Annotated in this window: 12 protein-coding genes; all 12 read right to left on the bottom strand. The window is 40.3% G+C overall.

Annotated features, from left to right (window positions below; translation table 11 throughout):
- Window positions 1-449 precede the first annotated feature (449 nt).
- The 12 genes from B1NLA3E_RS20400 to B1NLA3E_RS20455 all read right to left on the bottom strand — a co-directional run bounded on the left by B1NLA3E_RS20400 (window position 450) and on the right by B1NLA3E_RS20455 (window position 13,446).
- Window positions 450-1,898 carry a S41 family peptidase gene (locus B1NLA3E_RS20400; protein WP_015595712.1) on the bottom strand — a complete coding sequence of 483 codons (1,449 nt, stop codon included), beginning with the start codon at window positions 1,896-1,898 and terminating at the stop codon, window positions 450-452.
- A 213-nt stretch (window positions 1,899-2,111) separates the two neighbouring features.
- Window positions 2,112-2,903 carry an undecaprenyl-diphosphate phosphatase gene (bacA, locus tag B1NLA3E_RS20405; protein WP_015595713.1) on the bottom strand — a complete coding sequence of 264 codons (792 nt, stop codon included), beginning with the start codon at window positions 2,901-2,903 and terminating at the stop codon, window positions 2,112-2,114.
- 24 nt (window positions 2,904-2,927) lie between these two features.
- Window positions 2,928-3,674: a polysaccharide deacetylase family protein gene (locus B1NLA3E_RS20410; RefSeq protein ID WP_015595714.1), complete on the bottom strand. Its 747-nt coding sequence runs from the start codon at window positions 3,672-3,674 to the stop codon at window positions 2,928-2,930.
- 50 nt (window positions 3,675-3,724) lie between these two features.
- A complete protein-coding gene (locus tag B1NLA3E_RS20415; protein ID WP_015595715.1) occupies window positions 3,725-4,882 on the bottom strand; it encodes an MGDG synthase family glycosyltransferase in 1,158 nt (385 codons plus the stop codon).
- Window positions 4,883-5,131: 249 nt separating this feature from the next.
- Window positions 5,132-6,430, bottom strand: a complete 1,299-nt coding sequence (locus B1NLA3E_RS20420) for a murein hydrolase activator EnvC family protein (protein ID WP_015595716.1) — start codon at window positions 6,428-6,430, stop codon at window positions 5,132-5,134.
- A gap of 191 nt (window positions 6,431-6,621) precedes the next feature.
- The gene (gene ftsX, locus B1NLA3E_RS20425) at window positions 6,622-7,515 is read right to left on the bottom strand and encodes a permease-like cell division protein FtsX (RefSeq protein WP_015595717.1); all 894 of its coding nucleotides are present in this window, start codon (window positions 7,513-7,515) and stop codon (window positions 6,622-6,624) included.
- The gene (ftsE, locus tag B1NLA3E_RS20430) at window positions 7,505-8,191 is read right to left on the bottom strand and encodes a cell division ATP-binding protein FtsE (protein ID WP_015595718.1); all 687 of its coding nucleotides are present in this window, start codon (window positions 8,189-8,191) and stop codon (window positions 7,505-7,507) included. The genes ftsX and ftsE overlap by 11 nt, the downstream gene beginning before the upstream one ends.
- A 449-nt stretch (window positions 8,192-8,640) precedes the next feature.
- The gene (gene cccB / locus B1NLA3E_RS20435; protein WP_015595719.1) at window positions 8,641-8,958 is read right to left on the bottom strand and encodes a cytochrome c551; all 318 of its coding nucleotides are present in this window, start codon (window positions 8,956-8,958) and stop codon (window positions 8,641-8,643) included.
- 58 nt (window positions 8,959-9,016) lie between these two features.
- Window positions 9,017-9,883 (bottom strand): YitT family protein, encoded by an 867-nt coding sequence (locus B1NLA3E_RS20440; RefSeq protein ID WP_015595720.1) that lies wholly within the window; start codon window positions 9,881-9,883, stop codon window positions 9,017-9,019.
- A 551-nt stretch (window positions 9,884-10,434) separates the two neighbouring features.
- On the bottom strand, window positions 10,435-11,730 hold the full coding sequence (locus B1NLA3E_RS20445; protein ID WP_015595721.1) for a hemolysin family protein: 1,296 nt from the start codon (window positions 11,728-11,730) through the stop codon (window positions 10,435-10,437).
- Between the two features lie 160 nt (window positions 11,731-11,890).
- Window positions 11,891-12,580 (bottom strand): zinc metallopeptidase, encoded by a 690-nt coding sequence (locus B1NLA3E_RS20450; RefSeq protein WP_015595722.1) that lies wholly within the window; start codon window positions 12,578-12,580, stop codon window positions 11,891-11,893.
- Between the two features lie 68 nt (window positions 12,581-12,648).
- Window positions 12,649-13,446 carry a TerC family protein gene (locus B1NLA3E_RS20455; RefSeq protein WP_015595723.1) on the bottom strand — a complete coding sequence of 266 codons (798 nt, stop codon included), beginning with the start codon at window positions 13,444-13,446 and terminating at the stop codon, window positions 12,649-12,651.
- Between the last annotated feature and the right edge of the window lie 276 nt (window positions 13,447-13,722).

Here is a 13,722-nt window from a genome sequence, read left to right on the forward strand (position 1 = left end):
AAATACAAGGGCAAAACCTATTACTACTTTTTTCAGAAAAAGGAAAATATGATGTCGAAACGTGATGACTGACAAGATGTAGTACTCGAGATGAGAAGATTAACTAGTTTTTGTTCGTTCTCTCGGATTTATGGGTCGCTTTTTGAATATTATGGGTCAATGTAAAAAAAGTCACACCTGAACCCGCGCTATACTTTAACCAATGGCTGTGTTAAAGCTCAATGTTGATTTTTTGAACAATGTTGATTGGAGTGGAAGGCGCGAAGACTCCTGCGGGAGCAGCGGGACAGGTGAGACCCCGCAGGCGCTTTAGCGCCGAGGAGGCTCACCGCCCGCCCCGCGGAAAGCGAAGCGCCTGGAACGGAAATCAACATTCTAGTTTAACAGAGCCAAACCAAAAAAGGCTAAGTCAGCACCGAACTTAGCCTCCCTCCACTCTCAAACTACGTTTATTTACTCAAATACCTTAACGCTGTTTGCAGCTGTAAATCGTTTTTCTCCTTACGAAGCTCCGCCTTAACCGAATCTACTAAGCTTGTCGCCGTTTTTTCATCAATTACACCAGTGGCCTTAATCCCCTTTACCTGCTGGAAAGCTTTGACTGCTGTTTCCGTGCTATCACTGTAATATCCATCCTTGCGCCCTGGAGAAAATCCTAATCCATCCAAAATCACCTGAGCATTCTTGACCTGTTCATTATTCATATCCTTTGCCAAAGGCTTGTCAAGGTTAAGTGGATGGGTCCGATATATTTCCGGTTGGCTCACTGCCACAGTTGGCTTGATGCCTTTCTTGTGAATCCAATTTCCATCCGGAGTCAGCCATTTAAACAAAGTCAGCTTTATGTTGCTGCCATCCCCCATCGGTACTGCTTGTTGAACCGTCCCTTTACCAAATGTTTTTTCGCCAATCAATGGATAGCCTTCCGTTTCCGCCAAAGCACCAGCCAAAATTTCCGCTGCCGAGGCACTGCCCTTATCGATTAGCACAGCGATCGGATAGTCCTTTTTAATTGTTAAATCTGAAAAATAACGAAGTTTCTCGCCATTACGCTTTTCGATTTGCACATATGGTTTATTATCGGTGACAAGCTCACGCAAGATTTGCTCCACACTGGTTAACAGTCCACCCGGATTGCCGCGGACATCTAAAATCAGCCCTTCCATGCCTTTCTTCTCCAGAGCTTTTAATTCCTTTTTAAAATCATCAGAGGTCTTTTCAGAAAAGGTAGTGATTTCTATATAGCCGATTTTTTTCCCATTCTGCTTTTTCATATCGGCATGAATGGTTTCTAGTGGAATATCATCACGTTTGATTTCAACTGTCAGCGGCTCACTTATGCCTTCTCGCTGGATTTGCAACCTCACTTTTGAGCCCTTTTCCCCGCGGATTTTTAGCGTTGTTTCATAAAGGTCCAATCCAGCCACACTTTCGTTATCCACCTTTAATATTTGATCGTTTGGCTTAATGCCGGCCTTTTCAGCAGGCGATCCTTTAAAAGGGGATACGATCACAATCTTCCCATCAACACTACTCACTTCCGCTCCAATCCCTTCAAAGGATGACTCAAGTGTTTGATTAAATTGCTTAGCCGTCTCTTTATTCATGTAGACGGAATATGGGTCCGCAAGCTTTGATAGCATGCCAGAAATAGCCCCTTCAACAAGCGTTTTATCATCAACGCTTTTTACATAACGATTTTTTATTAGCTCGTAAGCCTGCGAAATCTTTTGTAAATTCTCTGTATCCGTTGTGGCCTCAGTTTGGTCATTCGATTTTTGGAGCGATTCCTTTTCCAAAGCCTGTTGGCTGTCCCACCAGGAAAGGCCCGCGTATGTGCCTCCTGCTCCCGTTAACAGCGATCCGACTAGCATTAGTGCGATCAGCTTCCGGTTCATCCCCATCCATCCTCCTGTTCACTTTTAAAAAAAACACCACACGGTTGAGGTGCGATGTCATAATCCATACATTTATATGATAAGAGAGGACAAGTTATGACCGAAAAATCATGGTACAATCACAAAAAAGCACAGCATAAACTGTGCTTTTTTGCGTTAAAGTACTAAGTGGTGCCTGACCCCCGGTCCTTCACAGCGCTAAAGTCCACCACCTTATTTATTAAGGAATAGATAGACAACGATGGCAAGGATAAAGCGATAGTAGGCGAACGGTGTTAATTTTACTTTTGCGACGACCTTAAGGAAGATTTTGATTGCTAGGAGCGCCATAATAAATGCAGTGACGAAGCCGACAGCAAAGAATGGCACATCACTCATTGAAAGGCTGTCATAGCTCTTTAATAAGTCTAGTCCTGATGCGGCAACCATCATCGGTACAGCGACAATGAATGAAAAGTCAGCTGAAACCTTCCGATCCGCTCCGACTAATAAACCACCGGAAATAGTCGAACCTGATCTTGAGAAACCTGGCCAAAGCGCAAGACATTGAAATAGGCCAATTTTAAAAGCTTGTGCATAGGTTAGTGTATCCAAGCTTGTGATTAAATTTGGTGCCTTTTTCTTTTCAGCATAAATCATTAATATCCCGCCGGCCACTAAACCGATGACGACCGTATTTGAAGAAAACAGATAGGTTTTTATAGCATCGTGTAACAATAAACCTAAGATAACGGCTGGAATCATGGCGAAGATGATATGTAGAATGTTCAATTTATTTTTGTGATCACCGATTAGCCCGAGAATATTTAAGAATCGTTTCCAAAAGACAACGACCACGGCTAAAATCGATCCTAGCTGAATAAAAATCTCAAACGTTTTTGCGTTGTCACCTTTAAAATTCAGTATCTCTCCAGATAGGATTAAGTGTCCTGTTGAAGAGACTGGAAGGAATTCTGTTAAACCCTCAACCATACCTAAAATAATTGCAGTAATATAATGCATCATTGATTTGCTGCTCCTTTGTACGTGTTATTTAGCTACATTGGCTTTTACTATTTGGTCACATTGAGCCTGATTGTTCAAGAATAACATATCATCAACTCTTACACATTCTAATCCTTTGGATTTTACCTCTGCTAATACTTCATTTAATGCTTTTATCGTATTTTCTGGCGCATTCATATCTGCCCCAAAGGTTTCCCCACTATCATGCAATAAGATGATTTCACCTGGTTTTAGCCTTTTCAATAAAATGTTTTTAATCCTGATGCTTCCACCCTTACACTTCCAGTCACCTGCCATTAATGACCATAACACAATTTGATGTGTTTTTATTAAAAATAAATCAAAAAAATTTAAAAGACCCCAAGGTGGCCGGTAGTAAACGGTCTTCTCTCCTGTAATATCTTCAATTATTGAATCACATCGGGAAAGTTCTTTATAACTCCTCCACGGAGTCATGATCCAATTTGAGCGATGAACATAATTATGAATTCCAATTAAATGACCTTCACGATGCATTCTACGGATAATTTCAGGATATTGCTCGGCTTTTGAACCTAATACAAAAAATGTCGCTTTTACATGATGGTCCTTTAAGAGGTCCAATAACACAGGAGTATACTTAGGGTTTGGGCCATCATCAAAGGTAAAAGCTATTTTACTAGAAAGATTCGTTTTCTTTACAGCTTTCAAACCAAGGAAAAAGGTTAATATCCAAGGAACAAGAGTATACAGAATGATGAAAGCGATAAGTAAAGTCATTAATACCCTCATATCATTTTCCACTCCTCACGCTTCTCTCTCACATTGATCCCGTCTCTAATTTATGCCAAAAGACCCTCTGTTTGGTTCCATTGATTCATCAGGATATCCTGAATGACTTCAATCGTTTCCAATAATGAGTTTTTTTTCTGAAGTTGTTTTTCTTTTTGCTGAAAGAATTGCAGTTTTCTCGGGTTATTGATCATACCCTGAATTTTAACAGCCAAATCCTCATCATTCTCTGATTTCATTGCTACCCCACTTTGTATTAAATAGGTAGCATTCTCTTCTTCCTGTCCTGGTAAGGAATAGTGAATCAACAAGGGTAATTCCATTGAAATGGCTTCAGTAATCGTGACACCACCAGGTTTTGTAATTAGGAGGTCTGAAATCATCATTAGTTCATTCACATCTTCTGTGAAACCCAGCAATATGATATCATGTTTGGAGTTTTCTTTGTATATTTCCAGCCTTTTTTTTAACTTTCCATTATGCCCGCATAAAATCAAAATCTGAATGGGAATGGTTATACTTTCTAACTGACGGATTGTGGATAAACCTTTGCCCAGTAATCCCAATCCACCACCCATGACTAATAAGGTAAATATGGTAGGCTTCAAGGCATACTTTTCCATCAAAAAATCACGAGATAAGTCCTGAAAAAATCTTGGACGAATAGGAATTCCAGCGTTGGCAATTTTGGAAGGATCTACTCCTATTTCAATTAATCTATTCTGAACATGATCGGATCCCACAATATATTTATCCGTTAAAGGATGAATCCAATAGGAGTGGTTGGTGTAATCTGTAATCACGGTAACCGTAGGTATTTCAGTTAATCCTTTTTCTTTCAACCTTGACATGACGCCTGCCGCAAAAGGATAGGTGCTAACAACAATGGCTGGTTTCTCCTCATGCAATATTTGCAGGATTGAGTTTATTCCCATTAACAAAACAGTGTTAAGCATTTTTGAAAAAGTATTGATTTGATAAGTTTTCTTATATAAATAACCATATACCTGTGGGAATTTTTTGATGCCCTGCATATAAAGAAAATGACTAATCTGATGCGAATGAGGATGAATAATCTCCATCACATTTAAAATAATCGGTTCATACTCAGAGAATGAAAGATTAATGGCTTCGCTAATGGCGTTTGCCACTTGTTTATGGCCATCACCGTAGGTGGATGATAAAATTAAAATTTTTTTATTCATCATACTTCGAAGTCACCCCATTTAAGCAATTTTGTATACTTAAAACTCCTTAACAGTATACTTCTCTCCATTAAAAGGGGTATTAAAACGACATTAAAATTACATTAAAAAGCGACCTGACCCTCGACGTTTTACCGCGTCAACGCGCAAAGCGGTGCCTGACCCCCAGTGCTTTAAAGCACTGGGGGTCAGGCACCATTCATCCTAACGCACTAACGTAAAAAGAAGAGGCTTTTTCAGCCTCTTCTTACTTTACATTGGTATATAATTCAAAGGATTAACTGCGTTTGATTTGGCTTGGTTCCACTCTCCGACGTGCAATTCGAAGTGGAGATGTTGTCCTTGTGAAGCACCTGTATTACCCATCGTACCAATTTGTTGGCCTTTTTTCACAGCACCAGATCCAACTAATCGCGTGGTCATATGAGCGTAAACGGTAGTGTAAATCTGTCCATTAGTGTAATGGGTTATGAAAATACATTCCCCGTAGGTTTTTGAAGAATACGACCTGCTGACTACTCCATCGGCTGCCGCTAGGATTGGAACGGAAACTGAATTGGCGATATCAACACCGGCATGGAATTCACCCCCGCGCATTCCGAATCCAGACGAAAGCCTCCCTACAGCAGGTTTTGTCCAATATCCACTAGAAACTCCAGGTGTAGCAGTACTCGTACCTCCGCCAGTATTCCCACCTGAACTACCACTTGTACTACCACTACCGCTATTACTTTGCGGCTGTTTAGCAGCTTCTGCTGCAGCTGCAATACGCTGTTCTTCCATTTTGATAGCCTGTTGAATGGCAGCTTGTTGGGCAGCCAAAATTTCTGCTTGCTCTTCTTTTTCTAGTTTTTCAGCATGCGCTTCTTCTTCTTGTTGTTGAAGAGATGCCAACAACTGATCTTGTTGAGCGATTTGCCCATTCAGTGAAATTTTCAAAGCATCTAAATCTCTCGCCATTTTTTCAAGTGAAGCCAAATCATTTTGAACTTGTACTTGCTTTTCCTCAAGAAGTTGTTTATCTTGCTTTTGCTGGCGAAGAATGCCTTGGTCAGCTTCAACTAATGTCGCTACAGCCCCGACACGATCAATGAACTCACCGAAGCTTTGTGCACCCATGAGCACATCCATATAGTTGACCATGCCACCGTTTTCTTGGAAAGAGCGGGCACGGTTTTTTAACATTTCATTTCGCTTGTTAATTCGTTCTGTTATTTGTTGAACCTCTGTTTGAAGCTGTAGGATTTCACCCTTAGTTGTTTCGATTTCTTGAGACTTTTGAAGCAACTTTGTATTCGTGTCACCAATCGCAAGGTCTAGCCGTTGCTTTTCTGTTTTTACACTCTCTTGGTCATTTTTAATACTATTAATCTTTTGATCCGCTTCATTAATATCTGAAGATACCGCAGACTTTTCCTGAGTAATATGCGTTTTTTGATTTTTTAAATCTGATAGCTTTGATGCAGAAGCCGGTTCTGCAACCAGCCCGGGTAAAAAAGTTGCGAGTGTCAATGTTGCTGCAAGTGATATTGTGTAAATTGAATGTTTCAAATCCGATTTCTCCTTTCCATGCTTCTCTATGTACGGGTTAATCGTTTATCTATGTGAATCAAAAAGGAATAGCAGCTAGGAAGAACCTTTTCCGGTCCCTCCAAGCTTTCCTTTGCGTCGTCAAAATTTGTAGACTGAAATGTGAATGTCCAAGACTTTCAAAATACCAGGCAACTTGGCTTTGCTTCTATCTATACCTTCAAAAACTTACGGATTGACATTAAGCTTCCCCAAACGCCAATCAGTGCTCCCATTAACAAAAGCAAACCTGAAATTTGATAGATAAAAGGATAAAAGTCTAGCAATTTCATAAAATGATCCTTCAACTTTGGTGCCAGATAGTCATACGAATAATAGTAGGCCATTCCAACTACGATGATTGGAATGATTGAACCAAGAATACCAAGCCATAGCCCTTCAAGGAAAAATGGCCAGCGGATAAAAGCATTCGTTGCCCCTACGAGTCTCATAATCTCAATTTCATTTCTTCTAGCAACAATCGTAATTTTAATTGTGTTGGAAATTAAGAACATCGCTGTAAACAGCAATCCAACAATTAAGGCCACTCCAACATTTCGACTAACCTTGGTAAAACTAAATAATTTTTCTACTTCACCTTGTCCGTATTTAACTTTTGAGGCATATTCTAGCTTTTTAATTTTAGTAGCGGTTTTCATCGTATCAACTGGATTTTTCGTTTTCACGATGAATACATCATTTAACGGGTTATCTTGTTCAAACAGTTTAAAAGCTTCACCCTCAGTGCCAAGGCTTTTAATCATATCCTTAAGTTCCTTCTGTTTAGAAGAGAACTTCACCGTCTTTACTTCGGGAATCTGTTCAATTTTAGCCTGTAAAGCTTGCTGATCTTCTTTATTTGCTGCCAAATCGATGTGAACACGAATTTCTACGTCCTCTTCAATCGTGGTAGCCACTTTATTGAGATTCATCATAATAACGAAAAATACACCGACCAAAAGAAGTGTAACCGTTACAGCGCTGACTGACGCAAATGTCATCCAGCCATTCCTAGCAATGCTTTTTAAGCTTTCTCTTACGTGACGGTGGATTGTCCTAAGCTTCATAGCCGTATTCACCCTTCCGCTCGTCCCGAACAATTTTTCCACTTTCAATGGCAATTACACGCTTTTTAATCGTATTAACAATTTCGCGGTTATGTGTTGCCATGACAACGGTTGTTCCTCTCGTGTTGATTTCATCAAAGATTTTCATAATCTCCCACGAAGTGTCCGGATCTAGATTTCCTGTTGGCTCGTCAGCAATGACCACTTTCGGAGAATTCACGATTGAACGAGCAATCGATACCCGCTGCTGTTCTCCTCCAGAAAGCTCTGTTGGCAACATCCTTGCTTTATGACGTAAATTCACGAGTTCTAATGTTTCCATAACATGCCTTTTAATGTACTTCGGCTGCTCCTCAATTACCTCTAAGGCATAAGCCACATTCTCGTACACTGTTAAAGTTGGTAGCAGTTTGAAATCTTGGAATACAACGCCAATATTCCTCCGTAAAAGCGGAACCTTACTGTTTTTAATTCTTGCTAGGTTCACACCATTAATCATAATGTCACCTTTTGTTGGCTTTTCTTCGCGGTACATCATCTTAATAAAGGTAGATTTCCCCGCGCCACTTGGACCAACAACATAGACAAATTCACCCTGCTTAATCTGGACACTAATCCCATTAACAGCAGTAACCCCATTTGGATATTTTTTAAACACTTCATTCATTTCTATCATTTTTATCACCTATATCAAAGTATGTCATAGAAGATCTTGAGCTTTTCTTATAAAAATCATAATAAGGCGCTCAGCCACTTTTCAAAAGAATAGTACTAATTCGCCAAAAACTAAATTTAGTAAGTATCGACAAGAACAAACAAAACTCATCAAAAAATCTTGTTTGTGAATTGACACTAGTTCATTATACCATCATAGATTGACATTTTGCCGATAAAAAATATTACAGTTTCGTATCATCTTGACAAAATTCATCCATATTTGACCTGCATTGGAACATTTCTATTAAAATATGCTATTGTAATTTTTCGCAAAACCTGTCTTAGCCTTTCTTCCGTGAATTGACACAATTCTACAAAATATTACAAATATGCTAGATTTACCTCTATCAAAATCGCAAATTAAAAAAACGTCCCAGAGATTAAAGTCTGGGACGTCTTTTCTATTCATTATTTTTTCGCTGCTAACCATTTTGCAACAGTTGTTACATCTCCACCCGTTACCTGTCCTTTAGGCATATTTCCTCTGCCCTCATTAATTACTTTTTCAATACCTGCTTGATCAAGTCTTGACCCAACCTTAGTTAAATCAGGTCCTACTCCACCTTTTAGATCTGTTGCGTGGCAGCTTGAACATTTTTGTTCAAATAACTTTTCAGCATTTCCAGCACCTGCAGTGTCTTTTGAAGTACCATCGCCACCGCCACACGCTGCCAAACTTAATACGATAGTCGTCCCCATTAATAATGCTAGTAATTTCTTTTTCATTTCCAAACCCCCTTGTAAAATGTCAATGAATACTATAGCAAGGATTATTATACCAATTTTATGAATTTTTGAAACCCTTTCCTAATACCTCTGTAGCATCCATAACAATGACAAACGCAGTCGGGTCAATACTTTTCACTAATTGTTTCAACTTTGTGAACTCTGTGTGATCAAACACACACATCAAAATGGGTCGTTCAGAATCTGTATAACCACCCTGTCCAGATAGTTTTGTAACGCCTCGATCGATTTTATTTAAGATTGCCTCCCGAACCTGATCTTGATTATTGGTAATGATCATCGCCATTTTGGAACGGCCAATCCCCACTTGAACCAAATCAATCGTTTTACTAGTGGCATATAAGCCTAATAACGCGTACAAACCACTCTCAATATTAAATACAAGCGCTGCTGATAGCACGATTAAGCCATCAATGGCGGCAACACAAGTCCCTAGCGTAAAACCTGTGTACTTATGTATTATTTGCGCTGCAAGATCGGTTCCACCCGTTGAAGCCTTTCCTAGAAAAACAATGCCAATCCCCAGTCCAACAACAATGCCACCAAATAACGAAGCCAGCAGTGGGTCATTCGTCCAAGGCTCCCATTCCTTTGTAAAAAAGACAACCAAAGGTAAAAAAATCGTTCCAACCAAGGTTTTTACCCCGAAATTCTTTCCTAGTAAAATAACCCCAGCAATAAATAAAGGAATATTGAGTGCCCACTGGACGTAAGCAGGTTCCCAACCTACTACTTCATATAAAATCGTACTGATTCCACTTACGCCACCAGAAGCCACTCGATTTGGCAGTAAGAAAACATTAAAGGCAACAGCTACTAAAGCAGCACCTACTAACACATATATGTATTCTAATACCTTCATCACTCTCGAATTTTCCCAGTATCCATTTATCCTTTTCTTCATTCATTTTCTCCTTATTGTCTGGTACCTGTGTTTTCTCGCAAAAATTATTTTACAAAAATTTATGAAAATGAGTATAACATGTGTGAAAACCCCTGTAAATGCCAACAAACTACCGTGTTAAAGGGATAAAAAGCTATGATTAGGATGTGGATTTTGAAGGAGGAATATGAATTAATTCACTTGCAAAGGTGAATATCAAATTAATTACGGATTGATATCTTTTTTTTGGGCTCTGTTAAACTAGAATGTTGATTTCTGTTCCAGGCGCTTCGCTTTCCGCGGGGCGGGCGGTGAGCCTCCTCTGCGCTAAAGCGCCTGCGGGGTCTCACCTGTCCCGCTGCTTCCGCAGGAGTCTTCGCGCCTTCCACTCCAATCAACATTGTGCTTTAACACAGCCTTTTTTTAAGTAAGAAAGCAGGGGTCCACGATACTGAGATAAATCAATTTAAAACGAGAACCTCCCTTTATTCTTCTCTGTCCTCACGTTAATGGTAAAAATCCATAGAAAAAGGTCCTTGCCATTACTAAGTGGCAAAGACCTTTTTGTTGTATTACTTCTTGCTAACTTCCAAAAATAATATATGATGCCCTTCAATCTCTTTGACCTTGAAGATAAATCCTTCCTCCACTAATTCATCGCCCAACTTTGCATCGATATTCCGTGTCAGGAACCACCCGCCAAGTGTATCGATTTCTTCATCATTTAGGTTTGTCCCCAACGTATCATTAACCTCGTTGACTAACACCTTCGAGCTGAAAATATAATGATTAACACCTAATTTACGAATCTCTGCGACTTCATCCGCATCAAATTCGTCACGTATTTCACCGACAATCTCTTCAAGGATGTCCTCAACGGTTACGAGACCAGATGTTCCCCCATACTCATCTAACAAAATGGCCATGTGGATCCGTTCCTTTTGCATTTTTACCAGAAGGCTATGAATTGGGATTGTTTCAATTACACTTATGACCGGTTTCACTAAAGATCTCAAACCTACTTCTTTTTGAAAACTTTTTTGTTTAAGGTCAGCGGTAAGAAATTCCTTAATATTGATCATGCCCAAAACGTTATCTTTATCCCCGTCGATAACAGGGTAACGAGTATATTTTTCATTTACAATGATATCCTTAATCGCTTCAATACTATCCTCGATATCAATACAGGCCATTTCTGTCCGCGGGACCATAATTTCTTTGGCCACTCGCTCATTAAAGTCGAAAATGTTGTTCACGTATTTCAATTCATTCTGATTAATTTCTCCACCTTCGTAGCTTTCGGAGAGAAGAATTCTTAACTCTTCCTCGGAATGGGCTAATTCATGGTCTGGTGAGGGCTTTAGCCCAAAAAGGCCGACTACAAGCCGTGAAGAATGATTAAGCACCCAAATGAAAGGATACATTATTTTATGAAACAAAATAATTGGGCGTGAAACTGCCAGCGCCACGGTTTCAGTTTTTTGGATTGCCAATGTCTTGGGTGACAGTTCCCCGACTACAACATGCAAGAAAGTGACCGTGCCAAAGGCAATAACAAACGAAAGAACACTTGTAATAGAAGTAGTTAGACTCAAATTTTCAAATAAAGGATGCAATAGTCTTTCGACTGTAGGTTCTCCTAACCAACCAAGACCTAATGAAGTCACGGTTATCCCAAGTTGGCAGGCCGATAAATAATCGTCGAGGTGAGTCGTCACTTCTTTGACGGCTAAAGCACCTATTTTCTCTTCTGCAACCAGCTGGTCAATTCTGGAACCTCTTACTTTAACAATAGCAAACTCTGTTGCGACAAAAAAACCCGATATCGCGATTAATAAAACGAATAGTACTAGGTTGGTAATAATCACTATGTTGCCCTACGAGAGTAAGGCACACACCTCCTGTGTATTTAAAAAAGCATATTTTTTCCTTATCCAATTGATGAAAATTCCACCTAATTATAATGGAGCTACCTCAATTATATCAAAATAGACAGGTTAATCGTCCTTTAACCACTAATTCATTGGATTAATCTTCCTCTCGACTCCCCTGAAAAAAAATCATCACAAACTTCAATAACTCTAGCAATGAAATGAGGGCGGCGGCAACATAGGTTAACGCAGCAGCATTCAGTACTTTTTTCACACCGCGTTCTTCTTCATTATATAGTAGTCCTTCAGCTATCATCATCGACCTTGCCCGTGAACTCGCGTTAAATTCTACAGGTAACGTAATCAACTGGAAAGCGACTGCTGCCGAGAAAAAAAGAATCCCCACACCGATTAATGACGTCAAATGCAAGAACATTCCTCCTAAAAATAAGAACGGCGCGACGCCAGAAGCAATATTGGCTACCGGAAAGAGGCGTTGTCTCATCGCCAGTGCCGCATAGCCCTGTTTGTGCTGAATAGCATGTCCGATTTCGTGAGCAGCAACTGAAATCGAAGCTATCGAACGACCGTAATAAACGGTTTCGGACAGGCAAACGACACGTTGGACCGGATCGTAGTGATCCGAGAGCGTTCCTCGAACCACTTCAATCGGCACATGCGCCAATCCGTTTTGATCAAGAATTCTTCTAGCGACCTCACCACCAGATCTACCCGTTCTAGTCGGAACATTAGACCAACGATTAAATGTCCCCTTGACCCGAAATTGGGCCCACATTGAAACTCCTAGGGCGATAAAAATAAAAATATCCATTGGATGAAATAACAACGTTCATACCTCCATTATTTTTGTTTATTAGTAACCCGGTTGACGAAACTTGGTCAATACCAGCATGGTTACAATACAATCGAATCCTTATTCAAAGCCTCTTCCTCTATCTTTTCTTTTGATAAAAACCAGCCAGCAACCGCAATTCCAATTAAGACGACGTAAAAGCTAACCTTCCACAGCATCGAATGTGCGAAACCCTCACTCAAAACAGCTAACGACGGATGTGACAGGGTGTAGATAGCAAGCTTGACGCCAACCCAGCCTACAATCAAAAACGCGGCAACTTCCAGACCTGGGCGGCTGTGTAGGAGCTTTACAAACATGTTAGCAGCAAAGCGCATAATCACTAGCCCGATCATCCCTCCTGCAAAAATTACTAAGAATTTCCCACCATCTAGGCCACCGATATTCGGAAGCGAGGTATCTGGAAGCATTACTGCCATAGCCACGGCCGCCAAAATGGAGTCAACGGCAAAGGCAATGTCCGCCACCTCCACCTTCAAAACAGTCAACCAAAAATTGGCGGCCTTGTTACCTACCTGTTTCGGCTGATCCTGCTCATCAGCTTTTCCTTTCACGACTAGCTTCCGGAAAATGTGATTCCCAGCCATAAATAATAGATAAAGTGCGCCAATTGCCTGCAGCTGCCACACACCCACCAGAAAGGAGATGACAAACAAAGAAACAAAGCGGAACACGAAGGCCCCTGCCAATCCGTAAAACAAAGCCTTCTTCCGATCTTCCTCAGGAAGATGTTTCACCATAATCGCCATTACCAAAGCATTATCCGCTGCCAAAAGCCCTTCTAAAGCGACGAGCACAACTAGCACCCAACCGTATTCCAATATTAATGATAAGTCCATTTAACATCCTCCTTTTTTATCCCATTCCAAATTAAAAGGGCCTTTACCATTAGCGGTAAAGGCCGAAAAATACAAAAAAGACCTTTACCGTAACAGTAAAGGTCTTGCTAACAACACGATCGTTGCCAATAAAGCCGGAGAAACAAGTTCCCGTAATGACGACTTTATTGTACAGCTACTCCCCTTTAAAAGGAATATGAAATTATTATAAATATAAAGGGAAATGGGGGAGAAGTCAATAGTAATGTTGGGAATGAGGTTAAAAGGGTTATAGTG

This window comes from Bacillus sp. 1NLA3E (assembly GCF_000242895.2).
Classification (GTDB): Bacteria; Bacillota; Bacilli; order Bacillales; family Cytobacillaceae; genus Bacillus_BU.

Coding starts and splice junctions, on each gene's coding strand:
- B1NLA3E_RS20400 (WP_015595712.1), bottom strand. CDS start 1,898: ATGAACCGGAAGCTGATCGCACTAATGCTAGTCGGATCGCTGTTAACG.
- bacA (WP_015595713.1), bottom strand. CDS start 2,903: ATGATGCATTATATTACTGCAATTATTTTAGGTATGGTTGAGGGTTTA.
- B1NLA3E_RS20410 (WP_015595714.1), bottom strand. CDS start 3,674: ATGAGGGTATTAATGACTTTACTTATCGCTTTCATCATTCTGTATACT.
- B1NLA3E_RS20415 (WP_015595715.1), bottom strand. CDS start 4,882: ATGATGAATAAAAAAATTTTAATTTTATCATCCACCTACGGTGATGGC.
- ftsX (WP_015595717.1), bottom strand. CDS start 7,515: ATGAAGCTTAGGACAATCCACCGTCACGTAAGAGAAAGCTTAAAAAGC.
- ftsE (WP_015595718.1), bottom strand. CDS start 8,191: ATGATAGAAATGAATGAAGTGTTTAAAAAATATCCAAATGGGGTTACT.
- cccB (WP_015595719.1), bottom strand. CDS start 8,958: ATGAAAAAGAAATTACTAGCATTATTAATGGGGACGACTATCGTATTA.
- B1NLA3E_RS20440 (WP_015595720.1), bottom strand. CDS start 9,883: ATGAAGAAAAGGATAAATGGATACTGGGAAAATTCGAGAGTGATGAAG.
- B1NLA3E_RS20455 (WP_015595723.1), bottom strand. CDS start 13,446: ATGGACTTATCATTAATATTGGAATACGGTTGGGTGCTAGTTGTGCTC.